At 71.1% G+C, this 24,626-nt stretch carries 26 protein-coding genes, 1 tRNA gene and 2 pseudogenes; 9 read left to right on the forward strand and 20 right to left on the reverse strand.

The window, feature by feature from the left end; all coding sequences use genetic code 11:
• Position 1: 1 nt before the first annotated feature.
• Entirely contained in the window at positions 2-409 is a 408-nt protein-coding gene (locus ACL02T_RS22005) for a hypothetical protein (RefSeq protein WP_232871902.1), read from the reverse strand.
• A 118-nt stretch (positions 410-527) separates the two neighbouring features.
• Positions 528-968 (reverse strand): plasmid replication, integration and excision activator, encoded by a 441-nt coding sequence (locus ACL02T_RS22010; protein ID WP_412832620.1) that lies wholly within the window; start codon positions 966-968, stop codon positions 528-530.
• Positions 969-1,141: 173 nt separating this feature from the next.
• Here ACL02T_RS22010 and ACL02T_RS22015 point away from each other — a divergent pair, with 173 nt between their 5' ends.
• Complete coding sequence (locus tag ACL02T_RS22015) at positions 1,142-1,903, forward strand: GntR family transcriptional regulator (protein ID WP_412832672.1); 762 nt, start codon at positions 1,142-1,144, stop codon at positions 1,901-1,903.
• Between the two features lie 12 nt (positions 1,904-1,915).
• The gene (locus ACL02T_RS22020; RefSeq protein WP_412832621.1) at positions 1,916-2,578 is read left to right on the forward strand and encodes a YdcF family protein; all 663 of its coding nucleotides are present in this window, start codon (positions 1,916-1,918) and stop codon (positions 2,576-2,578) included.
• A gap of 34 nt (positions 2,579-2,612) precedes the next feature.
• On the opposite strand, the gene ACL02T_RS22025 is transcribed toward ACL02T_RS22020, so the two are convergent.
• From ACL02T_RS22025 to ACL02T_RS22055, 7 genes are all read right to left on the reverse strand, one after another.
• Positions 2,613-3,587, reverse strand: coding sequence for a restriction endonuclease subunit S domain-containing protein (locus ACL02T_RS22025; RefSeq protein ID WP_412832622.1), 975 nt, complete (start codon positions 3,585-3,587; stop codon positions 2,613-2,615).
• A 428-nt stretch (positions 3,588-4,015) separates the two neighbouring features.
• Positions 4,016-6,022: a type I restriction-modification system subunit M gene (locus ACL02T_RS22030; protein ID WP_412832623.1), complete on the reverse strand. Its 2,007-nt coding sequence runs from the start codon at positions 6,020-6,022 to the stop codon at positions 4,016-4,018.
• 281 nt (positions 6,023-6,303) lie between these two features.
• The gene (locus tag ACL02T_RS22035) at positions 6,304-7,233 is read right to left on the reverse strand and encodes an aminoglycoside phosphotransferase family protein (RefSeq protein ID WP_412832624.1); all 930 of its coding nucleotides are present in this window, start codon (positions 7,231-7,233) and stop codon (positions 6,304-6,306) included.
• A 551-nt stretch (positions 7,234-7,784) separates the two neighbouring features.
• Positions 7,785-8,759, reverse strand: coding sequence for an ornithine cyclodeaminase family protein (locus ACL02T_RS22040; protein WP_412832625.1), 975 nt, complete (start codon positions 8,757-8,759; stop codon positions 7,785-7,787).
• A 154-nt stretch (positions 8,760-8,913) separates the two neighbouring features.
• Positions 8,914-9,001: transfer RNA gene (locus tag ACL02T_RS22045), tRNA-Ser, on the reverse strand.
• Between the two features lie 60 nt (positions 9,002-9,061).
• The gene (locus tag ACL02T_RS22050; protein ID WP_412832626.1) at positions 9,062-9,529 is read right to left on the reverse strand and encodes a nucleoside deaminase; all 468 of its coding nucleotides are present in this window, start codon (positions 9,527-9,529) and stop codon (positions 9,062-9,064) included.
• A 79-nt stretch (positions 9,530-9,608) separates the two neighbouring features.
• On the reverse strand, positions 9,609-10,127 hold the full coding sequence (locus ACL02T_RS22055) for a tRNA adenosine deaminase-associated protein (protein ID WP_412832627.1): 519 nt from the start codon (positions 10,125-10,127) through the stop codon (positions 9,609-9,611).
• 79 nt (positions 10,128-10,206) lie between these two features.
• On the opposite strand from ACL02T_RS22055, the gene ACL02T_RS22060 reads away from it, so the two are divergent.
• The 3 genes from ACL02T_RS22060 to ACL02T_RS22070 are packed head-to-tail and all read left to right on the forward strand — an operon-like array spanning position 10,207 to position 13,728.
• Positions 10,207-11,412, forward strand: a complete 1,206-nt coding sequence (locus tag ACL02T_RS22060) for a M20 metallopeptidase family protein (RefSeq protein WP_412832628.1) — start codon at positions 10,207-10,209, stop codon at positions 11,410-11,412.
• A 20-nt stretch (positions 11,413-11,432) separates the two neighbouring features.
• Positions 11,433-12,746, forward strand: coding sequence for an amidase (locus ACL02T_RS22065; protein ID WP_412832629.1), 1,314 nt, complete (start codon positions 11,433-11,435; stop codon positions 12,744-12,746).
• 40 nt (positions 12,747-12,786) lie between these two features.
• On the forward strand, positions 12,787-13,728 hold the full coding sequence (locus ACL02T_RS22070) for a prephenate dehydrogenase (protein WP_412832630.1): 942 nt from the start codon (positions 12,787-12,789) through the stop codon (positions 13,726-13,728).
• Positions 13,729-13,807: 79 nt separating this feature from the next.
• Here ACL02T_RS22070 and ACL02T_RS22075 read toward each other — a convergent pair whose 3' ends face one another.
• Both ACL02T_RS22075 and ligD read right to left on the reverse strand, forming a co-directional pair.
• Entirely contained in the window at positions 13,808-14,419 is a 612-nt protein-coding gene (locus ACL02T_RS22075) for a putative glycolipid-binding domain-containing protein (RefSeq protein ID WP_412832631.1), read from the reverse strand.
• 246 nt (positions 14,420-14,665) lie between these two features.
• On the reverse strand, positions 14,666-15,586 hold the full coding sequence (gene ligD, locus ACL02T_RS22080) for a non-homologous end-joining DNA ligase (protein WP_412832673.1): 921 nt from the start codon (positions 15,584-15,586) through the stop codon (positions 14,666-14,668).
• Between the two features lie 73 nt (positions 15,587-15,659).
• Here ligD and ku point away from each other — a divergent pair, with 73 nt between their 5' ends.
• A complete protein-coding gene (ku, locus tag ACL02T_RS22085) occupies positions 15,660-16,613 on the forward strand; it encodes a non-homologous end joining protein Ku (protein ID WP_412832632.1) in 954 nt (317 codons plus the stop codon).
• A gap of 52 nt (positions 16,614-16,665) precedes the next feature.
• Here ku and ACL02T_RS22090 read toward each other — a convergent pair whose 3' ends face one another.
• Together ACL02T_RS22090 and ACL02T_RS22095 are read right to left on the reverse strand one after the other, a co-directional pair.
• Positions 16,666-17,685: an LCP family protein gene (locus ACL02T_RS22090; RefSeq protein WP_412832633.1), complete on the reverse strand. Its 1,020-nt coding sequence runs from the start codon at positions 17,683-17,685 to the stop codon at positions 16,666-16,668.
• A 533-nt stretch (positions 17,686-18,218) separates the two neighbouring features.
• Complete coding sequence (locus ACL02T_RS22095) at positions 18,219-18,737, reverse strand: VOC family protein (protein WP_412832634.1); 519 nt, start codon at positions 18,735-18,737, stop codon at positions 18,219-18,221.
• 37 nt (positions 18,738-18,774) lie between these two features.
• On the opposite strand from ACL02T_RS22095, the gene ACL02T_RS22100 reads away from it, so the two are divergent.
• The gene (locus ACL02T_RS22100) at positions 18,775-19,362 is read left to right on the forward strand and encodes a phosphorylase family protein (RefSeq protein ID WP_412832635.1); all 588 of its coding nucleotides are present in this window, start codon (positions 18,775-18,777) and stop codon (positions 19,360-19,362) included.
• Here ACL02T_RS22100 and ACL02T_RS22105 read toward each other — a convergent pair.
• The 5 genes and pseudogenes from ACL02T_RS22105 to ACL02T_RS22125 form a co-directional block, all read right to left on the reverse strand.
• Positions 19,319-19,666, reverse strand: a pseudogene (locus ACL02T_RS22105) (bifunctional DNA primase/polymerase); the annotation flags it as partial. The gene ACL02T_RS22100 and the pseudogene ACL02T_RS22105 sit on opposite strands and share 44 nt — an antisense overlap.
• The gene (locus tag ACL02T_RS22110) at positions 19,663-19,845 is read right to left on the reverse strand and encodes a hypothetical protein (protein WP_412832636.1); all 183 of its coding nucleotides are present in this window, start codon (positions 19,843-19,845) and stop codon (positions 19,663-19,665) included. The pseudogene ACL02T_RS22105 and the gene ACL02T_RS22110, both read right to left, overlap by 4 nt.
• A gap of 259 nt (positions 19,846-20,104) precedes the next feature.
• Positions 20,105-20,329: pseudogene (locus ACL02T_RS22115) on the reverse strand (ParB N-terminal domain-containing protein); the annotation flags it as partial.
• Between the two features lie 187 nt (positions 20,330-20,516).
• The gene (locus ACL02T_RS22120) at positions 20,517-20,771 is read right to left on the reverse strand and encodes a WhiB family transcriptional regulator (protein WP_412832637.1); all 255 of its coding nucleotides are present in this window, start codon (positions 20,769-20,771) and stop codon (positions 20,517-20,519) included.
• Between the two features lie 49 nt (positions 20,772-20,820).
• Positions 20,821-20,997 (reverse strand): hypothetical protein, encoded by a 177-nt coding sequence (locus ACL02T_RS22125; RefSeq protein WP_412832638.1) that lies wholly within the window; start codon positions 20,995-20,997, stop codon positions 20,821-20,823.
• A 432-nt stretch (positions 20,998-21,429) separates the two neighbouring features.
• Between ACL02T_RS22125 and ACL02T_RS22130 the strand changes: the two genes are divergently transcribed.
• A complete protein-coding gene (locus ACL02T_RS22130; RefSeq protein ID WP_412832639.1) occupies positions 21,430-22,221 on the forward strand; it encodes a hypothetical protein in 792 nt (263 codons plus the stop codon).
• A 114-nt stretch (positions 22,222-22,335) separates the two neighbouring features.
• On the opposite strand, the gene ACL02T_RS22135 is transcribed toward ACL02T_RS22130, so the two are convergent.
• Together ACL02T_RS22135 and ACL02T_RS22140 are read right to left on the reverse strand one after the other, a co-directional pair.
• Positions 22,336-22,614 (reverse strand): single stranded DNA-binding domain-containing protein, encoded by a 279-nt coding sequence (locus tag ACL02T_RS22135; protein WP_412832640.1) that lies wholly within the window; start codon positions 22,612-22,614, stop codon positions 22,336-22,338.
• Positions 22,544-22,783, reverse strand: a complete 240-nt coding sequence (locus ACL02T_RS22140; protein WP_412832641.1) for a single-stranded DNA-binding protein — start codon at positions 22,781-22,783, stop codon at positions 22,544-22,546. The genes ACL02T_RS22135 and ACL02T_RS22140 overlap by 71 nt, the downstream gene beginning before the upstream one ends.
• A 797-nt stretch (positions 22,784-23,580) precedes the next feature.
• Between ACL02T_RS22140 and ACL02T_RS22145 the strand changes: the two genes are divergently transcribed.
• Entirely contained in the window at positions 23,581-24,498 is a 918-nt protein-coding gene (locus ACL02T_RS22145) for a phosphotransferase (RefSeq protein WP_412832642.1), read from the forward strand.
• The last annotated feature ends 128 nt before the right edge of the window (positions 24,499-24,626 follow it).

The following is a 24,626-nucleotide window of genomic DNA, read 5'->3' on the forward strand; positions in this document are numbered from 1 at the left end:
GTCAGGCCACCCCCAGCTCTGCCCAGTTCGACAGCGCCCCGGCCGCGTCCGAGGTTGGGCGGCGCTCGGCGCGGGCGCGCCAGTCCGCGGCGGTCTCCCGCCAGAATCGGGCCTCGTCGCGCTCGTGCAGCTCGGCGCGGCTCACCGCGGCGATGTAGAGGAACGGCACCCCGGTCGGGGTGTGCCGGTAGAGCACCCGCCACCACCGCGCGGAACGGTCATGCAGGACCGCGAGCCGATCCGCCCGAGCGGCCCGATCCAACGCGGAGACGGCGGGGGTGTCGCTGGCGGCGTCGAGCTGCACGCGGATGCGGTAGAACGCGGCATCCACGATGGCCGGGATCGAACCGGGCACGGCGCGGTGGTCGGGGACGAACGCGGGCGGGTGGGACTTGCCAGTGCGAGTCATCTAGCCTCGGTGTCCTTCCAAGTCTGGCGAACTGCCTGCTCAGGGCGTGATGTCGGGTGAAGGAGAACGGAGGGGAGTCCGCCGCAATCGGGCTCCCCTCCACCCTCGCTCGGTCGGGTCATCGGTGCTCAGGCGCCTCCGAGTTGCCCCCGGACCGCGGGGTCGGCTTGTGCCCGACGGTCGGGGCACGCATCGCCGTGGCGCGGAAGCTGTAAGCCACCCGCGGGCGACCGCCGTTCTCCTGCACGTACGGGGTCACGGTCAGACCCTCGAACTCCACCGGCCGGAACGGCATCCCCGCGAGGGTCTCCGGCGGCACCGGCTGATGTGTGGCCGCGAGCTTCACCACGACGGTCTTGTCCGCCCGCCGGGCGTCGGGGTCCGCGTCGAGCACGGACACCGACCACACCGGCAGTCCGGACTCCTTGTCGACCTGCTGGATCGGACGGCCCGCGCTGGACTTGTCGAAGTCGCGCACCGCCTCGACCTCCGACACCACGTAGGCGCCGTGCGGGAAGACGTCCCCCATCGAGACCGGGAACCTGTTCTTGATCGCCATCGCTGCTTCCTCCGCTCGTGGGCCGCGCTGAGAGCCAGCGCGTTAGGACCAGCTCTATAGAAGCAAGCGCGGCCGGCACTGTCAATAGAGGGGGTTCTATCAACCGCTTGGGTCGCCACCGAGGCGGTACAGCTACCGTTATCGGAGTCGACTAGGGAGGACCATTGAGCACGGTGGGGTACCGCGAGCTGGCCGCGATCCTGCGGGACGCGATCCAGCAGGGCACCTACGCGCCCGGCGACACCCTGCCCAAGCAGGACGAGCTGGCCGCCACGCACGGGGTCAACGTCAAGACCGTCCGCAACGCCGTGGCCATGCTCGAAGCCGAAGGGCTCGTGACCCCGATCCGGCGCCGCGGGACGGTTGTCCGGACTCCGCCGCCGATGCGCCGCCTGGGCGTCGAGCGCTACAGCAAGAAGAAGTGGAAGTACGGCGACGTCGTCGCGTTCGCCGCCGACCGCGAGGCCTCAGGCCGCGAGTGGAAGCCCAGCGACCAGACCCAGACCGTCTCCCTCGTCGACGCCGACGCCGAGATCGCCGAGGCCTACGACATCGAGCCCGGCACACCGGTCTACGCACGGGCGCGGCTCGTGAAGGACGGCGACCAGCCGACACACACGCTCACGAGCTACTACCTGCCCGCCCACGTGGAAGGCACCCCGCTCGTCGACCCCACACCAGGCCCGGCCGGGCGCGGGGGAGGGTTCGCCGTTCTCACCATGCAAGGCCTCGAACCCGACCACATGACCGAGTCGTTCCACGCGCGCATGCCCACCCCGGACGAGGTCGACCAGCTCGACCTCCCCGCCGGCGAGCCGGTGATGATCCTCAACCGCCGCACCTACACCGCCGACGGGACACTCGTCGAAGTCGCACGAGGCGTGCACGCTGCCTCACGCTTCTCCTGGACCTACTCCTTCGACATCCCCGACTAGAAGGACCCAGCGATGCCGAACACCACCATCCCCGCCGAGCTCCGCGCCGACGTGGAGACCCTGTGGGAGTTCAACCAGATGCACCACGAACTACGCCCCGTCGACCTCGGCATTGGACTCGGCAGCCACGACCTCGGCGTGGCCACCTACACCGCCGAGCTGTACCACCAGGGCTACTTCCCCCGCATCGTCTTCACCGGCGCCAACGCCCCCACCACCATCGAACGCTTCCCCCGCGGCGAAGCCGTCCACTACCGCGAACACGCCCTCGCCCTCGGCGTGCCCGATAGCGCAATAATTGTCGAACCTCATGCCACCAATACTGGGGAGAACATCGACCTAACTCGCGCGCTCGTCGAGAATCGAGAGGTTCCCGTGAGGTCGGTGATGCTAATCTCGCGGCCCTACCAGCAGCGTCGCGCCTACGCGATGTGCCGCCTCCGCTGGCCATCAGTGCGTGTAATCTGCGCCGCGCAACCCTACTCGCTTGATACATACATCGAGAAGGCGGGCGACGCGAACCGCGTCGTAAACATGATGGTCGGCGACACTCAGAGAATCTGGGTTTATGCAGAGAATGGCTGGGCCATTAAACAGCAAGTCCCTCATTTGGTCGTCCGCGCCTATGAACGGCTAGTGTCATTAGGGTACACGCAACGCCTCCTGAAGCAATAGAGCGGCATTACTCACAACATCCGGCAGTTGGAATCTAGCTCAGTCCCGTACTTGCGGCCATGCTTTCAAGGGCCGATTCGGTCAGTGCGGTCGCATCCTGAATCGCGCGCGTACTACGCGCGAACTTCTCCCATGCATCCTCGACTTCTGCGACGAGCTCGGCGCCAATATCGGGAACGATGACATCTTCCACGTCCCACGGATTCATATGGTCGACGACGCTTCCGAACGAGAGCGCCTTGATCTGCGCCTGAACTTGCGGTACCGCTACTGCAAGCCAAACAAGTCCTGGTGGCACATTGGGGCGCGGTACTAGACGCATAACATCATTACTGGCCAGCCATCCATGGCGATCGTCAGTAACAAGTGCAGGCCAAGCCTGTCGTCCCTCAGATCGCCCGACAGCTCCGAACACCACAGTTCCCTTTGAGACCTCGTAGTCCTCGGGGTTGCGGAACGAACGATCCGAAACGAAGCGAAGATTCACCGGCTCAGGCTGAAGTAGCTGACGACCGCTAAGGATTGGGCGACCGTGCTCTCGCTCCACATAATACCGCTTATACCGCAGCGGAAGGACTGCCTCGACGAGATCCCCAAGGCGATGAGACGGTTTCGAAGAAATCTGCTTTCGACTTTCCCGCACAAACGGGTGGTGGAACCCTGCATCGAAGCGCCCATTAAAGTCTCTGGCTCGCATCGTCCACGCCACGTGACCGGACAGGACTGTATTGGGGATCGGTAGATCCGTTCCAAGATCAGCCATTACCCTGTTGAGAGAACTGCGCCCTTCAAAGCGATCCTCGATCGCGCTTCCGACCAGGGCCGAGATTCTAGTCGCGACATCGTCGGCAAAGACAGGAACAGGTACCGCTTCGACATCAGCAACCGTCAGGTGGTCGATAACAGACCCACTCCGGCCTCGTCTGATGAGGGCTTGCCCTAACTCAGTTTTCAGGTAGGCGAGCAGAACATGTCGCTGATCCTCGTCAGGAATCTTGATCCGAATCATGTCGTCTGATAGGGCAAACTTGGCAAGCTCTCCGTCTGCGATCGTGCATGGTCCAAGGTTTCTCCCGGACCTTGTCTGCAAGATGTCACCCTCGCAGATTTGAAAGTATGACAATCCAGGATTACGCGCCTTCGATACATGATCAGCCGGGACGGGGAAGTAGTCGAAGACGTCATAAGGTCGCAGATAGGGCAAGGAGTCTTCACGGACCGCAGCGCGGACCAACGCGGTCCGTGGTGGCATTGAGGCTGCTCCCAGGGAGCCGATCGTCTCGATTGGAACACCAGAGGCCTCAAGAAGCGCAATCTGCTCTGTCGCCAGAATTGAGGCGCTTGAGTAGAAGCCAGCATCCAAACGGTCGTACGCCCGCAGAGATCGAGACCGTATCGAGACGCCGAAGCTACTAACGGCAGCCGCAGCTACCGAACTCACGACTGCTCTCCGAGCCACTGCAGGTACTCGCGAGCGACGTCAGGAAGCTCATCGTCAACCAAGCGCTCCGAGGTCTTCACTTGGCGAAGGACCTCGTTTCCTGTCACTGGATCAATCTCGGCAATCGTATCGATTATCTCAGCAACGACGTCATCGCCAGTTTCAGTTCTGCGATACAGCACATTCCCGCGCTTGTCGTGCCCAATTGAATTGGTAACTGCCATAAAGACCGGATAATCGAGAGACCCCGCCTCTGCCTCTGACTTTTCGCCATCCGAAAGTCTACGAACCAGGACCATACTGGTCTGCGTGTCATTCTTGGGCTGGAAAAGCTCCCTAGCCATATCGACGACTGCCAGAACCTGCGTATTCGTTAACAGCCAATGCCGGACATAGCCTAGCGCCGGGTTGTTCAGAATTCCATTCGGGATGACCATGGCCATGCGTCCAGTGCCCGGCTTAAGCAACTGTATGCACCGCTCGATGAACAAGATCTCGGGAGGCTGCGACTTTTGCAACTGTGGCTCGCCATTTGGCCGTAGGCGAATTGCCCAGCCACCATCCTCTGCACGATCCCATGTCGCAGCGAGTTCGTACTGACGCAGAACCTCTTCGTCATCAATTAGAATGTTTGCGCCGAACGGCGGATTCGCAACCACGACATCGAATGACCCAAGGCGGATCGCAGCCGTCGCCGATGGATCCCAGGAATGAGGGTTTCCCAAGCTGTTTGCCTGAAATAGTCCACCCGAGCCGTCATTATTCATTACCATGTTCATTTTCGCCGCGCGTACCAAACCAGGGTTCAGGTCGGCACCATGCACGCACGACGAGAGGTAGTCATTGCGACGAGTCCAAAGCTGCTGGCGTTCGGCGTCCGTACCGTTAGCGGGATCAGCCCACTCGGCACGCTCTTCCGCCTCGATATGTTCAAGAGCAGCATTCATCGCTGTAATCAAGAACCCGCCGGTGCCACACGCTGGGTCAATCAAACGTTCGTCCGGTTGGGGGTTAAGCATCGTCACTGCCATTCGGCAGGCGTTACGCGGAGTGAAGAACTCACCGCGATCACCCCGAAGGTTGCTCCCCACGACCTCCTCGTAGGCAACCCCCTTCACATCGACCGGAGACGCAAGCAGCGAGAACCCTTGGAGTTGCGACGCGACATAAGCAACCACCATCGGCTTAAGGTCGATCTCCATATCGGACCCTGGGAAGATGGTGGGATACTTCTTCACAACCTTATCCGTGAAGACGCGCTGAATCCGCTTCTTGGCACTAATGGCAGCGGTTGCAGAGCTACGTTCGGCGGCCGTGGCGTAAAATTCGAGTACCTTTGACCGTTCATCTTCGATTTTACAGAAGATGAGCTTGAGCAGCTCCCAGAATGCGTCTGCTTTTTGTTTGCCTTCAGTACCCGCGATGTAGTTGTGGCAACGACGAAAGGCGAAGAGAAGGTTGTCCGCAGTAGCAGGCTTCAAATCCTTGCGCTTGGGGCGCTGAGCGTCGGCTTCAGATTGCCCGGAGGCCGGGATCTCGATAATCTCTTCGATCGTGAACCCGGCCTGAGTCTGTCGCTTGGCATAAAAGAGCTGCTCATCACCGTTGGTCCACATGCCATATTCGGCATTCAAACACGCCGCCATGTAGGACTTCAGTTGCTCGACGCCGTCGTTCTTGTTCGTGAGACTCGTCCCGCGCTTTTTAGTCTCAACGAGGAGCCAGGCAGACTCTTGCTTGTGTTCAGCCCCGGGCCTGAACACTACAATGTCGACCCGCCTGCGGGATGATCCGACCTTGATAGGAAACTCCGGCACACAGTCACTCGGTGCGTACCGATAGCCACGAACCAGCGCCTTCTCGACGTTCTGCCGCACGTACTCCTCAGGTGTGTCCTTGACCAGCCGACCGGTCAGAAAATCGCTAACCTTGCCCTCGGGCACCGATGTGGTGCCAATGGTCACTGGCGCTGCGAAAGTCTGCGGCGTGCTCAGTTCAGTCACCCTCAGTAGTCGAATTGCTGGCAGATCGGTACAGCGTCAACCTAGTCGCTAGACCCTGCATCTACAGGTAGCGACCCGCTGACCGGTCGGCTTGCAACGGTGGGCTGCCGGGGTGTCTGGCGCGTCGTACGCGGCTACTCAAGCGTGTCGCTGCCGAGTCCGCCTGTAAGAGATCAAGGCGCCGCCTCCGGCGGCGCGGGCCGGCTATGCCGGCACCGCCCGGCTCGCTCGCTCCTGCCTCCGGCCCGCTCGCGGCCGGCGGCACCAGCTACCCGGCCCTCTCAGCCGAGGGACGCCTCATCCCACAGCGAGATCAGACAGCGCGCCCGTCGCTGCGCCGCGTCCGACCCAGCTCCCGCATGCGAGATCGCCAGCACAGGCGCCAGAGCCACGGCCCACGCAGTGATGCGCTCGGCGTCGAAGCCAGGGACGAGTTGGGCAAGTTCCTCAGCCGCTCGAAGAACACCAGCACGCGTCGGCGCCTCACCACGAAGGACCCAGTCGACCGCGTCGAAGTGCGAGTCCCCTAGGCACGCACGGGGGTCGATCGCCACGACCGAACCGTCGCGGCCACGAAGCACGTTGCCGGGGTGGAGATCCCCGTGGACCAGCCGAACAGGCGGCTCGGGGTCGCTCGCCAACGCGACCGCCAATCGCTCCGCCTCATCCAGGGTCTGCGGGCCCACGAGCGGATCAGCCCCTGCCCCGATGCGGCGCCGTGTCAGGCCGAACAGGAACTCCACGCGCTCGACGAGAGACGGGAACTGCACGGACGGCACTTCGAGTGAGCTGGCCAAGTCGCTCAGCAGCGGCGCGACCTCGACGAGCTGCCAGTCGTCGTCGACGAGGGACGTGCCCGGCGAGACACCCGCCAGCAGAAGGGCTCCGTCGGCCTCGTCCGCCAGCAACTCGACCACGTGCGGCAGGCCCGCCCAGCAGCGGAGAGCGTCAGCCTCCGAACGGCCGATCCCCGCGTCCGGACACAATTTCACCATCACCGGGGTACCCGCCCGCGAAGCCCGGACGACCACCGAGGTACCGCCCGCGGAGACCTCTTCGAAATCCAGATCCCACGCCTCTTCCAGCTCATGCAGTCTGCCGGGGAGGCCGTCCAGCCAACTTCCAACGCTGTCGCCGAATCGCGCCGCCAGCCGCATCTTCGCCGCCGGGTCCAACCGCAGCGACAGCCCGCGCGCAGCCTGGTCGTCCACGGCCACAGCATCCCCGACCGAGAAGAAGCGGGCTCCGCCCACACCCGACACCGCTCGGAGACCGGGGAACGTGCTGGCCTCCTCACGGCGCGCCGAGACGGCTACCGGACCGAGGGGCGGGCCACAAGGCGGGACAGCGTGCCTTGCAGCCCACCCCTCGCCCCGGCAGGGTGGAACCCGCGCCGCGAGGAGACCAGCACGACGGCAACCGTGACGTGGAGGAACCCACGCCGAAGTGGATCACCACGCAGTCTCAGTTCCAGTCTCATTCGCCCCCGTCCGGCCGGGTCCGCGGAGTCGGACAACACGAGCCAGGGCGCTGGTCGCGATCTCCACGACGCCCGCTGAACGATCAACAACAGACTTGGAAAGCGTGTTGGGAGCAATCCCTCAGGGGTTCGAATCCCCTATCCTCCGCGCCGCGCACCAGCAGCAACGCCGGGCAGGGCCGTCGCGGGCCGCCCGGCGTTGTGGCCTCCGGCCCCTCTTGCTTCGGGGCCGGATCGGGCCACGCGATCTGTCGCGGTGCCTCGGGAACGGCAGCGGCGGGCCTACAGGGCCACCTCGGCACCCGCCCCGGTCCGTTCCGCCGCGGCGAGGACCACCGCCGCGGCCGCCGCGTCGAGCACTCCCACACCCACCGACTTGAAGACGGTCGGCTGGTCGTCCCCGGCCCGGCCGGGCCGCAGGCCGCAGAGGACCTCCCCCAGCTCGACGACGACGTCGGGATGGATCTTCCCCCGCTCGACGAGCTCGGCGAGGTCGTTCGAGCCGACCGGGAACGGCGCGAGGGCGGTCGCGCGGTGCTCGACCACGAGTTGTGCCCGGGTCAGCACCGCCGCGTCCACCTCGCGGCCCTCGGGGACGTAGCCGACGGAGGCGACGTGCGCCCCGTCCGGCAGCCCGTCCGCCCCGACGAGCGGCCGCAGCGTGCTGGTGGCGGCGCAGATCACGTCGGCGTCGCGCAGGGCGGCGTCGATCGTGCAGCCGCGGGCGGCGAGCCCCTGCCCCGCGAGCTCGTCGACCAGCGCGGCGACCTTGTGGGGATCGCGGCCGCCGATCCGGACCTCCTCGAACGGCCGCGTCGGCGCGACGTACCGGGCGTGGGCGCGGGCCTGCGGCCCCGTGCCGAGCACGGCGAGGACCCGGGCGTCCGGCCGGGCGAGGGCCCGCACGGACAGGGCGGACGCGGCCGCGGTGCGGTCCGCCGTGATCAGGTCCCCGTCCATCAGCGCGCGCAGGGTGCCGTCCTCCGGCGCGAACACGGCGACGAGCGCCTGGTGCACCGGCAGGTCGACCGCGGCGTTCCCCGGGTAGACGGTCAAGAGCTTGGCGGTGGCCACGCCGAGCGTCTCGCTGTAGGCGGGCATGGCGGCGAGCAGCCCGACCTCGCCGATCCACGCGGCGACCCGCGGCGGCACCGACGCCCGCCCGGTGCTCAGGTCGACGAGGCCCTGCGAGACCGCCTCGACCAGCGCGTCCGGGTCCAGCAGGGCCCGGACGGCGGCTCGGTCGAGCAGACGCATCCGACGATGGTGCTGAGGCCTCGGGCGCGCGTCAACGGCTCGGGCGGAGCGGGCCCGGGGAGGCGGATCCGGACGAGGGGCCCGGAAACCCCCGGCACTCGGACGCCCGGGACGACGAACGCCGGGGGGCCCTTGCGGGCCCGCCCGGCGGGTCTGGCGGTAGCGGTGGGATTTGAACCCACGGAGGCGTGAACCTCACGCGCTTTCGAGGCGCGCTCCTTCGGCCGCTCGGACACGCTACCGCCCGCAAGGTTACAAGTGCGGCGGCCGCGGGCCCTCACCGGGTCCTCGCGGGCGTTCCGTCAGCTCCCCCGGTGCCCCGCGAAGAACGCCTCCAGGAGCGCCGCGGCCTCGCTGGCCCGGACCCCGCCCACCACCTCGGGACGGTGGGTGAGCCGACGGTCGCGCAGGACGTCCCACAGCGACCCGGCCGCGCCGGTCTTCGGCTCCCACGCCCCGAACACCACGCGCCCCACTCGGGCGAGCCCGATCGCCCCCGCGCACATCGTGCAGGGCTCGACGGTCACGGCGAGCGTGCAGCCCTCGAGCCGCCACTCGCCCCGGACCCGGGCGGCCTCCCGCAGCGCGAGGACCTCCGCGTGCGCGGTGGGATCGCCCAGGGCCTCCCGGGCGTTCGCGGCGGCGGCCAGCTCGCGTCCCGCCGCGTCCACGAGCACGGCGCCGATCGGCACGTCCCCGGTCCGCAGGGCACCGGCCGCGACCTCGAGGGCGCGGCCGAGCAGCACGTCGTCGGCCGGGGTGGGCAGCACCCGGTCATCGTGCCCGGTCGGCGCCGATGTCCGCTCCGCGAGCTCCGCTGAGCGCCGATGTCCGCTCCGCGAGCTCCGCTCAGGTGCCGACGAGCTTCGCCAGCTCCTCGCCGAACCCGCAGCGCCGCCCGATGACGGCCAGCTGCTCGTCCGGGTACAGCTCGAAGTCGCCGGCCAGCACGTTCAGCTCCTCGGGCGGCAGCCCGAGGTCGGCGAGGATGGCGAGGTCCCCCTCGGGCCAGGGGTCGTCGTCGAGCGCGTCCTCGTCCGGCGGGAGCTCCACCCGCAGGAGATCGAGCACGTCCGCGGCGACGTCGTAGTCCAGCGCCGCGGCCGCGTCGGACACCATCAGGGCCACCCCGCCCGGCACGGGACGGAGCAGGACGAAGAACTCGTCGTCGACGTCGAGCAGCCCGACGACCGCGCCGGTGGACCGCAGCCCGCGCAGCTCGGTGATCGCGGCGTCGAGATCGACCAGGGCGTCGGGATCCAGGCGCACGCACCGCCAGCGTCCCTCCTCCCGGATCGCGGCGACCGCGAACCCGGGCAGCGAGGAACCACGTGCCTCCGTGGGCTCCTCCACCGTCTGCACCGGCATGGTGGTCACGGTAGGCGGGTTTCGCCTGTGTCACAAACCACAATTCGGGTGGACGTCGCCGCGGTGCCAGGATCGCGGTGTGTCCGACCTCGCGACCGCCCCCGCCACCCTCCTGGGCGCCGCCCGGTCCCTGCAGCCGCGCGCCGTCGCGCTGCGCCGGGCCCTGCACCGCCGGCCCGAGACCGGGCTGGATCTGCCGCGCACCCGCGACGCCCTCCTCGCCGACCTCGCCGACCTCCCGCTGCGCCTGCACCTCGGGAACGGGCTGAGCTCGGTCGTCGGGGTGCTGGAGGGCGCCCGTCCCGGCCGCACCGTGCTGCTCCGCGCGGACATGGACGCGCTGCCGCTGCACGAGGACGTGGCCGTCCCGTTCCGCTCCGAGGTCGACGGCGTGATGCACGCCTGCGGCCACGACCTGCACGTCGCGATGCTGGCCGCCGCGACGCGGCTGCTGTGCGAGCGGCGCGACCAGCTCGCCGGGCGCGCCGTCCTGGTGTTCCAGCCGGGCGAGGAGGGCTTCCACGGCGCCCGGCGGATGATCGAGGAGGGGCTGCTGGAGCGCCGGGGCCCCGGCGGCCGGCCCGACGCCGCGTACGCCCTGCACGTCAGCGCCACCATGTCCAGCGGCGAGGTGTACACCCGGCCCGGCCCGATCATGGCGGCGGCCGACGTCGTCCGGGTCACGGTGACCGGCCGCGGCGGGCACGCGTCGGCCCCGCACCACGCCGTCGACCCCGTGCCGGCGGCCGCGGCGATGGTCGGCGCCCTCCAGACGATGGTCACCCGGAAGGTGGACACGCACGACCCCACCGTGCTGACGGTCAGCCGGATCAGCGCCGGGACCACGGACAACGTCATCCCGGAGACCGCCGAGCTCGAGGGCACGCTGCGGACGATGTCGGAGAGCGTGCGGCGGGCGGTGCGGACCGAGATCGAGCGGGTCTGCACGCACACCGCGCTGGCGCACGACTGCACCGCCCGGGTCGAGATCGAGCCCGGCTACCCCGTGACCGTCAACGACCCGGCCGGCACCGCCCGGTTGTCCGACGTCGCGCGCCGGCTGCTCGGCGACGCCCGCGTCGGCACCCTGGCCACACCGATCATGGGTGCCGAGGACTTCGCCTACGTGCTGGAGCGGGTACCGGGCGCGCTCGCCTTCCTGGGCGCCTGCCCGCCCGGCGCCTCGCCGCAGGACACCCCGCCCAACCACTCGAACCGGGTGCGGTTCGACGAGTCGGTGCTGCCCGTCGGCGCCGCCCTCTACGCCGCGCTGGCCCTGCTGTGACCGGATGGCAGGCTGGGCCGGTGACCAGCCTGCGCGACCTCTCCCTCGCCCTGCGCTCCGGCGGGCTCTCGCCCGTCGAGCACGTCCGGGACGTCCTGGACCGGCTCGCCGCGGACGACCACGCGGCCGTCGTCGCCCTCGACGCCGAGCGTGCGCTGGCCACCGCCGACGAGCGCGCTGCGGAGCTGGCCCGGCACGAGTGGCGCGGCCCGCTGCACGGCGTGGCGGTCGGGGTGAAGGACCTGTTCGACGTCGTCGGGCTGCCCACGCGGGCGGGCTCGGCGGTGCTCGCCGACGCCCCCGCCGCGACGACCGAGGGCCCGGTCGTGACGCGGCTGCGCGAGGCGGGCGCGGTGATCGTCGGGAAGCTCGCCACGCACGAGTTCGCCTACGGCCCCACGGGCGACGTCTCCGCGACCGGCCCGGCCCGCAACCCGCACGACCCCACGCGGATCACCGGCGGGTCGTCCTCCGGCTCGGCGGCGGCGGTCGCGGCCGGGCACCTGCCGCTGGCCCTCGGCACCGACACCGGGGCGAGCGTGCGCACGCCCGCCGCGCTGTGCGGGGTGGTCGGGCTCAAGCCGGCGTACGGCGCCCTCTCGACCGAGGGTGTGTTCCCGCTGGCCGAGACCCTCGACACCGTCGGGATCCTGGCCGGCGACGTGCACTCGGCCTCCGTCGCGTGGGACGTCCTGGCCCGCCCGGACGGGACGGGCGGCGGCATCCAGCCGCCCGGGATCGGGGGAACGCACGTCGGAGTGCTGGTCGACGACTACTGGCAGGCCGCCGACCCCGTGCTGGACGAGGCGGTGCGCGAGTCCGTGCGGCTGCTGGAGAAGGCGGGCGCGGAGATCGTCGAGATCCGGACCCCGTTCGTCGACGAGCTGGCCGCCGCGTACGCCGAGATCGTCGGGGCCGAGGCCTACGCGACGCACCGGGAGTGGCTCGCCACGCGGCGGTCGGACTACCAGCCGGAGACCGTCGAGCGGCTGGAGATGGTCGCGGACCGGCCGGCCCACGCCTACGTCACGGCGCAGCGGACCCGCACCCGGCTGACCGCGGAGTTCCGGACCGCCGTCGCCGACATGGACGTGCTGGTCAGCGCCACGACCCGGCTCCGCGCCACCCCGATCGGCGAGCGGACGGTCGACGGCGTGTCGGTGCGCTCGGCCATGCTCGCGCTGACCAGCCCGTTCAACCTCACGACGTGGCCCTCGGTATCGGTGCCCGCGCCGGTCCCGCCGGGTGCGCTGCCCGGAGGCGTGCAGATCACCGGGGTCCGCCTCGAGGAGCGGGGCGTCCTGCGGGTGGCGGCAGCGCTCGAGCGGGACTGACGACGGGCCCTCGGTCCGCGGTCGGCTAGCCTGCTCGCCCATGCGAGCGCTGTGCGTGGTGGGGACCGGGCTGATCGGCGGGTCGCTGCTCCGCGCCGCGCGGGCGGCGGGTCGGGACTGCTGGGGCGTCGACGCCCACGACGGGACCGCGGAGGCGGCCCGGGCCGACGGCTTCGACGTGACCACCGATCTCGACGCCGCCCTGCACCGCGCCGCCGTGGCCGACGCGCTGGTCGTGGTCGCGGTGCCGCTGCCCGCGGTCGAGGGCGTGCTGGAGCGGGTCGACGCGGTCGCCCCGACCGTCCGGCTGACCGACGCGGTGAGCGTGAAGGTCGCCGTGGCCGGCGCCGTCGCCACCCACGCCCCACGGGCCCGGTACGTGGGCGGGCACCCGATGGCCGGCACCGCCGAGTCGGGCTGGGCCGTCGGCGACGCGGCGCTCTTCCGCGGGGCGGCGTGGGTGGTGATCGCCGACGAGGGCGCGGACCTCGACGTGTGGCGGGACGTGGCCGAGCTGGCCTGGGCCTGTGGCTCGCGGGTGGTGCCGGCGGCCGCGGACGAGCACGACCTCGCCGTCGCCCGGATCTCCCACCTCCCGCACCTGCTCGCCGCGGTACTGGCCACGGTCGGTGCCGGCGAGCCCGACGACGACCTGGCCCTCGCCCTGTCCGCGAGCTCCTTCGCCGACGGCACCCGGGTCGCCGGCACCCGCCCCGAGCTGACCCTGGCGATGTGCGAGGGCAACCGCTCGGCGCTGCTCGCGGCGGTCGACGAGGCGCTCGGCCGGCTCGGCGCGATGCGCGGGGCGCTCGCCTCGACCGGCGGGCTCGCGGCGACCGTCGAGTCCGGGTACCTCGCCCGGCAGCGCTGGGCGTCGACCCGCGAGCCGCTGGCCCTGGCGGTCTCGCTCGACGGTCCCGACCCGCTGGCCGAGCTGCGCGAGCTGGGGCGGCGCGGCGACGTCGTCGGCGGCTGGAAGTAGCCGCTCACCACCCCGGAACCCGGCCCGCGGGGCGGGCCGGGGCGCCACGGGGCCCGGCCGCGCCCGCCGACGGGACCGGTCAGCTCTGCCCGGCCGGCTCCGCCCGCTCGTTGGACACCAGGGCGGCGAGGCCGGGGTAGGAGAGCACGAACCCGTCGGCGTCGACCTCGAGCTCGGCCCGGAAGCCCGCCCAGGAGAACTCGACCACCGCCGGCGAGTGCCCCTCCCCCACCCGCACCGTGCGGTACCGCTGCGCCGACAGCGACACCTCGAGATGGGGCAGCGACACGAACACCACGGGGACCTCGCGGTCGACGGCCTCGCGGTGCGCGCCGAGCCGCCGGATCGGCAGTGCGTTGAACAGCGGGCTGAAGGCGAGGTCCACGTCGACGGCGCCGTCGAAGTCCTGGCGCTCGCTGCCCGAGCCGTCGTCGAGGAGCCAGAAGCCGTCCTCGGTCCGGTTGATCGTCAGGTGCTTCTCGGACCCGGTCGTCGCGGAGCTGAGCGAGAGCCGTCCGAGAGTGCCGTCCTCGCGGACGAGCAGGCTGTACGACGCCGTGAAGTCGCCCTCCGGATCCGGCCGGACGATCCGGCCGAGCGCGCGGAACCCGGCGGGACCGGGGCCGAAGTGCACGCGGGTGCCCTCGAGGCCCGGGCGGCCCTCGGCCTGCCAGGTGAGCATGGTCGTCATGGACACCACCGTAGGGAGCGGGGACGGGCGCCTCGCAGCGCGCCCGTCGGCGAGCAGGTGATCAGCGGGGCAGCGGCCGTGCGCGGCCCCCGGCGGGCCCGGCGGCGGGTCTCGTCCGCCGCGCGTCGCGTCCCGCCGGTACCCGGTCGGCCGGTTCGTGCACGTCCACGGTGGGTGCCCCCTTCTCGAGCATCGCCGTCCGCGTCATCCAACACCCCCGGCGCGCGGGATTCCAGATGTGTCGCATCAGCCCTCCCTCCGCACCTCCGACGGGTCGACGTCGGCGCGGACCCCGCGGAACACCGGCCGGCGCAGGCGGCCCTCGGCCGTCCAGCCGTGGTGGGCCACCTCGACCGCGACGACCGGCTCGCACCAGTGCGCGCCGGCGGCCTCCGCGCGGGGTGGGCGCCCCGTGAAGGGCGAGGCGTCCGCCTCCAGGTCCGTCACCAGTTCGCCGAGCACCCGGTGGACCGCCGCCGCGGCGAGCCCGACGGGGACCCGGCCCGCGTAGAGCAGGTCGCCGCCGTCGGGCACGCCGAGCAGCAGGGCCGCGATCCGCGTTCCCGACCCGGTCCGCTCCGGGCGCCAGCCGCCGACCAGGCAGGTCTGGGTGTACCGGTGGGTCACCTTCACCCAGGCCGCGCTGCGCCGGCCCGGCCGGTACTCGGACTCGCGCCGCTTGGCGAGGATGCCCTCCATCCCCCGCCGCCCGGCGGCCTCGAACAGCGCGCGCCCGTCCGTGTAGAGCGGGGAGAGCTGCACCGTCGGGACCGAGGCGGTGTCGAGCCGCTCGAGGGTGGCGCGGCGCTCGTGCAGCGGGCGCTCGAGCAGCGCGACGCCGTAGAGCCGCAGGACGTCGAACACCATGAACGTGACGGGCCGGGCCAGGGCGCGGGTGCGGGACACCGGACGATGCACCCGGTCGGCCAGCGCCGCGAAGCTCGGCACCCCCTCCTCCAGCAGGACGACCTCGCCGTCGAGCACGACGTCGGGGGCGATCGCGGCCAGCCCGGCCAGCTCGGGGAAGGTCGCGGTGACGTCCCGGCCCGCCCGCGTGACCAGGCGTACCTCACCGTCGGTGACCTCGGCCAGCACCCGCATGCCGTCCCACTTCACCTCGTAGACCCACTCCTCCCCCGTCGGGAGCGGTCCGGGAGTGGCGAGCATGGGCTGCACACCGTCATGCTGTCACCCGACGGGCCGTCACGGACGGCAACCGGCGCGGAAGGGACGGGCGACCATGCGCGCGATGTGGAGCGGCGCGGTGTCCTTCGGGCTGGTCAGCGTGCCGATCAAGCTCTACTCGGCCACGACCAACCACGACATCCGCTTCCACCAGGTGCACGGCGCCGACGGCGGCCGCATCCGGTACAAGCGGACCTGCACGGTGTGCGGCGAGGTCGTGGAGTACGCGGACATCGTGAAGGGCTACGAGACCGAGGACGGCGAGCTGATCACGCTCGACGAGGCGGACCTCGACTCGCTGCCGGTGGCCAGCGGGCACGAGATCGACGTGATCGAGTTCGTGCCCGCCGACCAGATCGACCCGCTGCTGTTCGACAAGAGCTACTACCTCGAGCCGGAGACGAAGGCGGCCAAGCCCTACGCCCTGCTGCGCGAGGCGCTGGCCGAGACCGACCGGATGGCGATCGTGCGGTTCGCGCTGCGGCAGCGGGAGAGCCTGGCGCTGCTGCGGGTGCGGGACAGGACGATCGTGCTCCAGACCATGCTGTGGCCGGACGAGGTCCGCGAGCCGGACTTCGACGTCCTCGAGCAGGACATCGAGCTGCGGCCGCAGGAGAAGCAGATGGCCGCGTCGCTGATCGAGAGCATGGGCGCGGACTTCGACCCCGCGGAGTTCCACGACGAGTACCGCGACGCCGTCGTCGAGCTGATCGAGTCGAAGAAGGAGCACGGCGACACGAAGCCGGCACCGGTCGAGCAGAAGCGCGACGACGAGGGCGACTCGATGACCGACCTGCTGTCGGCCCTGCAGGCCAGCGTGGAGGCCGCCCGGGGCCCGTCGGGGAAGAAGGCCGCGACGAGAGCGGGCGCGGACGCGCAGGAGACCGAGGAGCCGGTGGAGGAGGAGAAGCCGGCCCGCCGCAAGACGGCCGGCCGTCGCAAGAAGGCCGACGAGGGCGAGGACGGGGCCGAGAAGAAGCCCACGACCCGCAAGCGCCGCACCGCCTGAGCCCCGGGAGTGGCGATGGTCGCGGGAGCGACCGTCGCCGCCTCACCGGGCATCACGGACCGAGCGAGCTCTCCGCCGGCGTCTCGTCCTTCTGCAGCGAGCCGAACAACGCGCTCGCCCGGCTCCTGTCCCACCGGACGACCGACTGCCCGCCGATGGTCGGGGTGCTGCCCACCGGGGTGGTGGTCGCGACACCGCCGTTGGTGACCCCGCGCATGGCCAGGCCGAGCTGGGCGATGTTCCAGATGTGATCGTTGTCGTCGACCGTGACCAGGGCGGTCATCGCGTCGGCGAGCGGGATCACGCGGAACGGGTTGACCAGCGTGGCCGGGCTGGTGGCCTTCGCGATCAGCGCGGAGAGGAACTCCCGCTGCCGCTGCACCCGGTCGAAGTCCGAGCCCGCGGTGGCGCGGGTGCGGACGTACCCGAGGGCGGTCTGCCCGTCGAGCTCCTGGCAGCCGGCCTGGATGTCCAGGTTCGCCTTCGGGTCCGTGATCGCCGTCGGCACGCAGAGCTCCACGCCGCCCACGGCGTCGACCGCGTCGACGAACCCGCCGAACCCGATCTCCGCGTAGTGGTCGATGTGCAGGCCCGTGGCCGCCTCGACCGAGCTGATCAACAGTTGCGGGCCGCCGAAGGCGTATGCGGCGTTGAGCTTGTTGGAGCCGTGCCCCGGGATCGGCACGTAGGAGTCCCGCGGGAGGCTGACCAGCACCGACCCCGAGCTGCCGGAGTGCAGCAGCATGATCGTGTCGGTGCGCTGGCCGGCGGCGTCGCCCGTGCCGAGCCGCTGCTCGTCCTCCGCGGAGAGGTCGGCGCGGCTGTCCGACCCGACGATCAGCCAGTTGGTTCCCGACGACTCCGCGGTGCTGCCGGGAGGCAACGCGGAAACCCGGTTGAGGTTCTGGTCGAGGTACACGCCCCACCCGACGAGCGCGACGAGGATCAGGGCGAGCGCGATCTTGATGCGGCGTCCCCGGCGCCCGGGCCGGCGGGGGCGCGGCGGCCTCGGCGGCCGGGTGCGGACCGGCGGCCGGTACGTCTCCGGTCCGCGGGCCGACGACGGCACCATCCGTGTGCTCTGCCGTGGACCCTGCTGCGGTGGACCCTGCGGCGGTGGACCCTGGGGCGGTGGTCCCGTCGGGCGTCCGGGCGGCGGCACCGGACGGCCCTGTCCCGGACCCTGCCGCGAACCGCCCAGCCCCGGCGGGCCGGAGCGGCGCTGCGGCTGGGCGGTCCAGCCCGGCCCGCCCCCGCGCCGCGGGGGCGGACCGCCCCTGCCCGGCGGCGGCCCGGCCGGACCGCGTCGGTCACCGTTCATCCGTCCCTGCACCGTCCCGTCGGTGTCGATGCTCGCTCCGCACGCTCCGCTCGAGGCGATGCTCGCTCCGCTCGAGGCGATGCTCGCTCCGCTCGAGGCGATGCTCGCTCCGCCCGCCCCGCTCGAAGCGAGTCGCCGGTCCGCTCCTGCCGCGGACCACGGTAGCGAGGGGCCGTACCGGTCCCTCACCCCTGGGACGTGTGGCGGCGGCCGAGGTTGCGCGCCGGTCCGGGACCCGCGCCGGCCGGTGCCGGCGGCGGGCCGGATGGAGCGCCGGACGGGGTCTACCTCAGGAGCTCCTCGCCCTCGAACCTCCCGAGCTCCTCGCGGTAGAACTCGAGGCCGACGCCGTTGGGGTCCCGGATGTACAGGCTGTTCTCGACGCCGCGGTCGGGCCCGAGGTAGTCGATGCCGGCCTCGTCGAGCCGGACCTTCGCCCTGTCGAACTCCTCCGTCGAGGTGGAGAGCGCGAGGTGCTGCACCGCGCCGATCGTCTCGCTGAAGTCCGGGTGGTCGTGGCCCGGGAAGTCGAAGAAGCCGAGCAGGTTGCCGTGGCCGATGTCGAAGAAGAAGTGGCTGGAGCCGCGGTAGTCGCGGTTCTCCACGAGCTCGACGAGCGGGAAGCCCAGCAGCTCCTGGTAGAAGCGGATGGTCTCCTCGACGTCCTTGCAGATCAGCGCGAGGTGGTGAACACCCCGCACCGTGGTCGGCTTCCGGTCGGCGGGCGCCTGCAGGTACTTCCCGCGCAGGTCGGCGCGTCGGGCGCGGATGGCCTCGAGCTCGGCTCCCTCGGGCTGCGGCATCGGACTCCCCTTCCGTCGGTGGTGCCCCGTCCGAACGATGGTTGAGCGCACAACATCCGTGCCCGCTCCCGGAAACGGTAGCGCCGCGCGGCATGATCGGCCCGGGGATCCGCTGCCCCTCTGCGAGGACGACCTGGCCGACTCGGGAGTCCTCGAACCGCACCGCGTGGTGCCGCGCCGCCTGCGCCTCCCGGAGGCCGCGGTGCTGTGCTTCTTCCCCGAGGTCGTGTCCGCCGTTCCCGCGGTCCGCACGGTTCACCTGTCCTCGGAGCTCGGGCCGTGGCCCGTGCACGAGATCGAGCGGGGCGGGCGGCGGCTGGCGATGATCCAGCCCGGTATCGGCGCGCCCTTGTCGGCGATCTTCCTCGAGGAGCTGATCGCGCTCGGCGTCCGGGCCGCGGTGGCGGTGGGCGGGGCGGGCTCGCTCGTGCCCGAGTTGACCGTCGGACACGCCGTGGTGGTGGACAGCGCCCTGCGCGACGAGGGCACCTCCTTCCACTACCTGCCCGCGGGCCGGGTCGCACGTTCGACCGGCCGACGGCCAGCCCCAGATTCCACGGCCGCGCGCTCCACCACTCCTCGATCAACTGCGGGTCGCGGGTGGCGGCGTCCTCCCACTCCTTGATCGCGGGCAGCTTGCCCTTGGGCGACACCGGGAACACGTAGAGTCCGGCGGCCGCGGCGTCGAGGGCGGCCTGCATCAGCCTGGTCGGGCGCGGCGGGCGCACCGCGCGTCGCCGCGGCTGCTCGTGCGGTGGCCGCTGGTGCGGTGGCTGCTGGTGTGGTGGCTGCGGTCGCCCCGGATCCGCCATGACGTCCCCCCGAAGGTGATCGTCTGCAGCCTGCCAGGTCGGCCCGACAGAACCGGGCAGCTCACGGCCCTGGGCGGGCCGCCCCGCGGCCGCGGGGATCGTGGTCGGGGTGGTCATGGCTGAGCCTCCGTGCTGGTCGGGCCGGTGGGATCGGTCGGGGTGCGGCTGATCGGGCTGCGGGTGGTCGGGGTGGTCTTCGCGTTGTGCACCGTGGTGGCCAGGGCGGGGTGCCAGTCCCCGAGCAGCGCGCGCAGCTGCTCGACGACCTGCGCGGCGGTGAAGCTCGCGGCGGTCAAACCGGGCGCACATCTCGTGCACGGCGGAGGGCTTGATCCTCGGCGCCCGGGTGCCTGCGTTGCCCTGACGGGTGGAGCGCGGCCTCGCCGCCCGCGGCCGGTCTTGGCTCCAGGTCAGGACGGTGTTGAGGGGCAGTTGGAGGCGGGCGGCGATCTCGGGCCAGGTGTAGTCGAACTCCTCATGCAGCGCGGTCACCGCCTTGGCCTTGTCCCGGTCCTCGACGTCGGCCTTCAGCGCGGCGCCGAGCATCGCGAACAGCGCGTCGTCGGTGACTCGTGGGCGCACGATCACCGGTACCCGGCGCAGCCCGGCGATCTCCGCGGCGGCGAGGCGCCGGTGCCCGTCGATGACCTCGAGGTCGACCCCGGGGCGGCGCTCGAACCGGGCGTGCGCCAGCAGCGGCTGCAGCACGCCTTCGGCGCGGATCGACGCGGCGAGCTCGTCGAGATCGGTGAGCGTCGTGCGGATGTTGCGTGGGTGCATGGCCAGCCGGGCGCAGGACACCAGCGCGGACTTGCGGGGGAAGTCCCGTGGCTCGCTCACCAGCGGGATCGTGGTCGTGCTCCTGTTCGTGCTCACGGGGTGTTCTCCCTGGTCGGGTACGGTGCCGGTGAGACGGGCCAGCTACCTTCTGGCCCGTCTCACCAGCCCGTGATCGGGTGGGTGATGGTCATGCGGCTCGGAACGAGCGGCGGCTGCGGCGGTGCTGGTCGCGGGCCTCGCGGCGCTCGTACTCGTCCTCGCCGCCCCAGACACCGCTGTCCTCGTGCGCCCGGCCCCAGTCCCGGCACTGCCGGCGCACCGGGCAGCGGGCGCACACCGCTTTGGCCTTCGCGGTCTGCTCCAGCGCGGGCCCGGCGTTGCCGACGGGGAAGAACAGCTCGGGCTCCTGGCCGCGGCATGCGGCCTTGTTCCGCCAGTCCATCTCGGTCTCCTCTTCTGGATCGTGTTGGTCTCGGGTCGGGGGGCGCCGGTCAGGCGAGGCGGTGCTCGGTGCGGGCCAGGACGATCGCCTGGCAGCGGGGCTTCGAGCAGACCTCCTGGTAGCCCCATCTCGTCGCGAACAGCTGGTGGCCGCAGCCGCGGCAGAACCGCTTCTCCGCGCCGCCGTCACGGGTGCTCTGACGCTTGCTGCTCCTGCTGAGCTTCATCCGCTTTCTCCTTCCGTTTCCGCTGGTCGCCGCCCTGCACGACGTACCTGGTGCTCTCTGAGCGAGGGCCGGTCCGGACACCCCACGGCTGCCGGTCGGGCGGCGCGGGCGGCGCCCGTCCGGGGATCGGGTGTGGCCTGTCCTCGCTTCGGCGCGAACCGGAAGGCTCGGGGTCCCGGAAGCCGGGCCGGGCTCGCCGCAGGCGACCGCGCGCGGCCGCAGCGCAGCGCAGGGCCTGGACCGGGCGAACGGGTTCTCGGGCAGGATCGCGACGTCGACCAGCGAGGAGAGCACCCACGACCCCGCGAGGCGCCCTCCGCGACCCCCGCATCCCGACCGCCGCACCCCGACAGCCGCACCCCGACCAGCCGCATCCCGACCAGCGCGGCAAACCAGTGGCACGCCTCCGGCCCCACGGTGACCATGGCCGACATGGGACGCCCGGAGTGGCTCCCGGACGTCGGTGCCGGGAACTGGATCGCTGCGCACCTGGAGCGGCTCGACGGCACGGTGGGCCAGCACGTTCCGGCGGTGTTCGACGCCTACGCCCGTGTCCTGCACCCGCCGCACACCATGACCGGCGAGCCGGGCACCTGGGCGCTGGTCTGCACCACCACCGCCACGATCGCCCACCCGTTGATGCAGTGGCGGACGATCTCGCGCACCCGTGATGTCCCCGCTACCGGCGGCAGCGGGGTGACCCTGCACTCGGCCTGGTCGGGGTCCCCGCCGGAGGAGGGGACCCTCCCGGCGCGGTCCCTGACCGCGTTGCTCGACGTGCTCGCTGGGCCGACCGGTGACCAGCGGTGCGTGTTCGCGCTCTGGGAGGGCCTGGGCTGGGTCGACGGCCGCGGCGCCTGGTTCACCCGCGCCGCGGCCGACGGCACCGTGATCGAGGAGGGCGAGCCCCCGTCGGCGTTCCCGCTCGAGGTCCTCGACGGGCCGCGCCTGGCACTGCCTGGGCGGAACTACCTGCTGTTCACCGGCCCCCTGGCCGACGCGACCGGTCTCGGCGCCCCGCAGGCGATCTGGCCACAGTCCCCGAACCTGTTCTGGCCGCAGGACCAGTCATGGTGTGTGGCCACCGAGATCGACTTCGACTCGACCCTGATCGGAGGTTCCCGCAGGCTGATCGATGCCGTGCTGGCCTGCCCCGGCCTCGAGGCGTGGCCGGTCTCTCCGGGTGACTCGCTGGCCTGGGACGCCGACGTCGTGAACCGATGACGTCCTCATACCGATGACGCCCGGCGCCGCACCCAGCCGGCCGTGCGGGTGCTCGGGCGGGGGTGAGCACACCGGCCGGGCGGCCCGCGGGGTGCGGGCCGCCCGGGCGGGCGGTCAGCCGACCGGCTGCGGCGCGGTGGCCGCCCGGCCGTTGCTCTGCTGGTCGCCGGCCTGCTCGCGGGAGCGCTGCACCTTCTCCACCGTCGCCTTCTGCAAGCGCAGGCTCACCGCGACGTCGCGGGCCTCGATCTTGGTGCGGCGGATGACCACGTCGTCGCGGCCGGGCTCGTCGAGCTCCTTGGTGTAGGAGTCGTCGACCTCCTCACCGGTGACCGCGACGTGCATGCCGGTCGTGAGGGTGTCGTAGACGTTCTCGGCGAACTGCCCGAACACGACCACGTCCTTCCAGACCGTGGGGGCGCTCCACCCACTGGCCCTTGGACTTGTCGAAGCGCCGGGAGTTGATGGCGATGGAGAAGTTGACCACCGCGACGCCGCTGCGCTGGCTGTGGTTGATCCGGATCTCGCGGCCGACGGTGCCGTGGAAGGTGTTCTCGTTCATGGCGGGGCTCCTGTCTGGAGGTCGGTGTGTTGGGGTGACGCGGCTTGCCTCAGTGCGCGCCCCGGGTCTGGGGCGGGGGTTCCGGCTCGTCCATCCCGGTCGTGACCGCCTCCGACCGCCCGGCGGCCGAGCTCGCGGACTGCAGCGGCGGTCTCACCGGGATGGATGGGCGCGGGTTCATCGCGTCATGGCCCGGGGTGTGTGCTGACCTTCGGGCGTCTCCATCAACCACACCGGCCTCACCGGCGGGGCGTTCGCGGTGAGCGTGCCGTGGTCGTCCGAGACACCGGTTCAGCCCGTTCGCAGGTCGAGACACGCAGCGAATCGCCTCGTCATCAGGCGGACGATCGTCTGAGGCCCGTCGTTCTGGACACCCCGCACGTCCTTCGTGCGACAAGTCGTCGGTGGCGCGACTCGTCCTCTCCGTGACACTGCCCGGTGGCCGAGCGGTTCGGGACTACGAGGCCCAATCCTGCCCGTCGGGATTCACGGTGGACGGGACCACCGCCAGGGACGCCGCTTGCACGCGAGTCCTTGACAGCTACCAGGGCGTCTGCGCGGACGTATGGCGGATGGCCGAGGGGACGATGATGGGACGCGCGGAGACCCGGACACCGTTATTGATGTGGATCTCGACGTGGACCGGTCGGACGCCGGATCCGCTGGCTCAGCGGCGACGCGCGACAGGGCGCATCTCGCCACCGAGGTCACCGTGCCCGTCTGGCGATATGACACCCGGAACATGACACCCGGAACCCGAGCGCGCGAGACGGACGGATCGGGCACCATGCCTCGGCATGAGGACGCCTGAGGAGATCGCGGCCCGCGCGCAGCGGGCGGCTGCGGCTGCCGCCGGCGCGGGCCGCGCCGTGGGGCTTCCCGTCGAGGAGCCGACGGTGCTGTACGACGTGTTCTCCGTCGTCGTCCGGCTCGACCCGGCTCCGGTCGTCGCGCGGGTGCCCACGGTGCTTCCGCCCGTCCGGCCGCCCGACGTGTACGCCCAACAGCAGCGTGAGCTCGCCGTGGCCGGATGGCTGGCCAGCGCCGGGCATCCCGTCGCATGCCCGAGCCCGCTCGTCCCTGCAGTGCCCATGGCGCACGACGGGCACTCGGTCACCTTCTGGGAACGCCTCGAGGTGCTGCCATCGGGCGAGCCGTCCCCGGCCGACCTCGGCACCGGACTGGCCCGGCTGCACTCCGCATTGCGGGACTGCCCGGTATCGCTGCCGGTGATGGCCCCGCTCGACGCCTCGATCCCCGCCATGCTCGAGTGGCTCAAGGGCCGTCCCGACCTCCTCGACCCCGCCGACCTCGCCCGCGCACGTCGAGAATGGGCCGTCCTCGGCCCGTTCCTCACCTCGCCAGGACGACTGGCCGCGCGTGGCACCCCGGTCCAGCCGATCCACGGCGACGCCCCGACCTACAACGTCCTGCGCACGCCGACCGGCTCGCTCGACTCCGACTTCGAGCACGCCTGCCTCGGCGCTGTCGAATGGGACCTCGCCTTCGTCGGCACCGAGGTACTCGACGCCTACGACGCAGCCGCTCCGCGCCCCGCCGACCGCGAACTGGTCCGGCTCATGGAGGCCGGGCGGATGATCCAGTTGGTCGCCTGCCACGCCATGGGACCGGAGCTGCCGTCGCTCGTGGAGGGGCTGCGACCGGTCCTCGCGTCCTGGCGCGCGACCCCGGAGGTGACCGACGTCGACGACTGAATGGCTCCATGACCGAGCCGCGGCGCGTCGTCACGCGGGACACCCTGCCCGTCCAGCTCCCCGCACTGTCTCATGGGTGCGGCCCGCCACCACTATGCCGCTACGGCGCCGCCGCCCCGGTGCCCGGC

It is taken from the genome of Pseudonocardia oceanicola, from assembly GCF_047200735.1.
Taxonomy (GTDB): domain Bacteria; phylum Actinomycetota; class Actinomycetes; order Mycobacteriales; family Pseudonocardiaceae; genus Pseudonocardia.

What these genes read in the sequence shown, in the direction of transcription:
- ACL02T_RS22005 (WP_232871902.1), bottom strand. Translation starts at nt 409, where the DNA reads ATGACTCGCACTGGCAAGTCCCACCCGCCCGCGTTCGTCCCCGACCAC.
- ACL02T_RS22010 (WP_412832620.1), bottom strand. Translation starts at nt 968, where the DNA reads ATGGCGATCAAGAACAGGTTCCCGGTCTCGATGGGGGACGTCTTCCCG.
- ACL02T_RS22020 (WP_412832621.1), top strand. Translation starts at nt 1,916, where the DNA reads ATGCCGAACACCACCATCCCCGCCGAGCTCCGCGCCGACGTGGAGACC.
- ACL02T_RS22025 (WP_412832622.1), bottom strand. Translation starts at nt 3,587, where the DNA reads ATGATTCGGATCAAGATTCCTGACGAGGATCAGCGACATGTTCTGCTC.
- ACL02T_RS22040 (WP_412832625.1), bottom strand. Translation starts at nt 8,759, where the DNA reads ATGCGTCTGCTCGACCGAGCCGCCGTCCGGGCCCTGCTGGACCCGGAC.
- ACL02T_RS22055 (WP_412832627.1), bottom strand. Translation starts at nt 10,127, where the DNA reads ATGCCGGTGCAGACGGTGGAGGAGCCCACGGAGGCACGTGGTTCCTCG.
- ACL02T_RS22070 (WP_412832630.1), top strand. Translation starts at nt 12,787, where the DNA reads ATGCGAGCGCTGTGCGTGGTGGGGACCGGGCTGATCGGCGGGTCGCTG.
- ACL02T_RS22075 (WP_412832631.1), bottom strand. Translation starts at nt 14,419, where the DNA reads ATGACGACCATGCTCACCTGGCAGGCCGAGGGCCGCCCGGGCCTCGAG.
- ligD (WP_412832673.1), bottom strand. Translation starts at nt 15,586, where the DNA reads ATGCTCGCCACTCCCGGACCGCTCCCGACGGGGGAGGAGTGGGTCTAC.
- ku (WP_412832632.1), top strand. Translation starts at nt 15,660, where the DNA reads ATGCGCGCGATGTGGAGCGGCGCGGTGTCCTTCGGGCTGGTCAGCGTG.
- ACL02T_RS22090 (WP_412832633.1), bottom strand. Translation starts at nt 17,685, where the DNA reads ATGGTGCCGTCGTCGGCCCGCGGACCGGAGACGTACCGGCCGCCGGTC.
- ACL02T_RS22095 (WP_412832634.1), bottom strand. Translation starts at nt 18,737, where the DNA reads ATGCCGCAGCCCGAGGGAGCCGAGCTCGAGGCCATCCGCGCCCGACGC.
- ACL02T_RS22100 (WP_412832635.1), top strand. Translation starts at nt 18,775, where the DNA reads ATGGTTGAGCGCACAACATCCGTGCCCGCTCCCGGAAACGGTAGCGCC.
- ACL02T_RS22120 (WP_412832637.1), bottom strand. Translation starts at nt 20,771, where the DNA reads ATGGACTGGCGGAACAAGGCCGCATGCCGCGGCCAGGAGCCCGAGCTG.
- ACL02T_RS22125 (WP_412832638.1), bottom strand. Translation starts at nt 20,997, where the DNA reads ATGAAGCTCAGCAGGAGCAGCAAGCGTCAGAGCACCCGTGACGGCGGC.
- ACL02T_RS22130 (WP_412832639.1), top strand. Translation starts at nt 21,430, where the DNA reads ATGGGACGCCCGGAGTGGCTCCCGGACGTCGGTGCCGGGAACTGGATC.
- ACL02T_RS22140 (WP_412832641.1), bottom strand. Translation starts at nt 22,783, where the DNA reads ATGAACGAGAACACCTTCCACGGCACCGTCGGCCGCGAGATCCGGATC.
- ACL02T_RS22145 (WP_412832642.1), top strand. Translation starts at nt 23,581, where the DNA reads ATGAGGACGCCTGAGGAGATCGCGGCCCGCGCGCAGCGGGCGGCTGCG.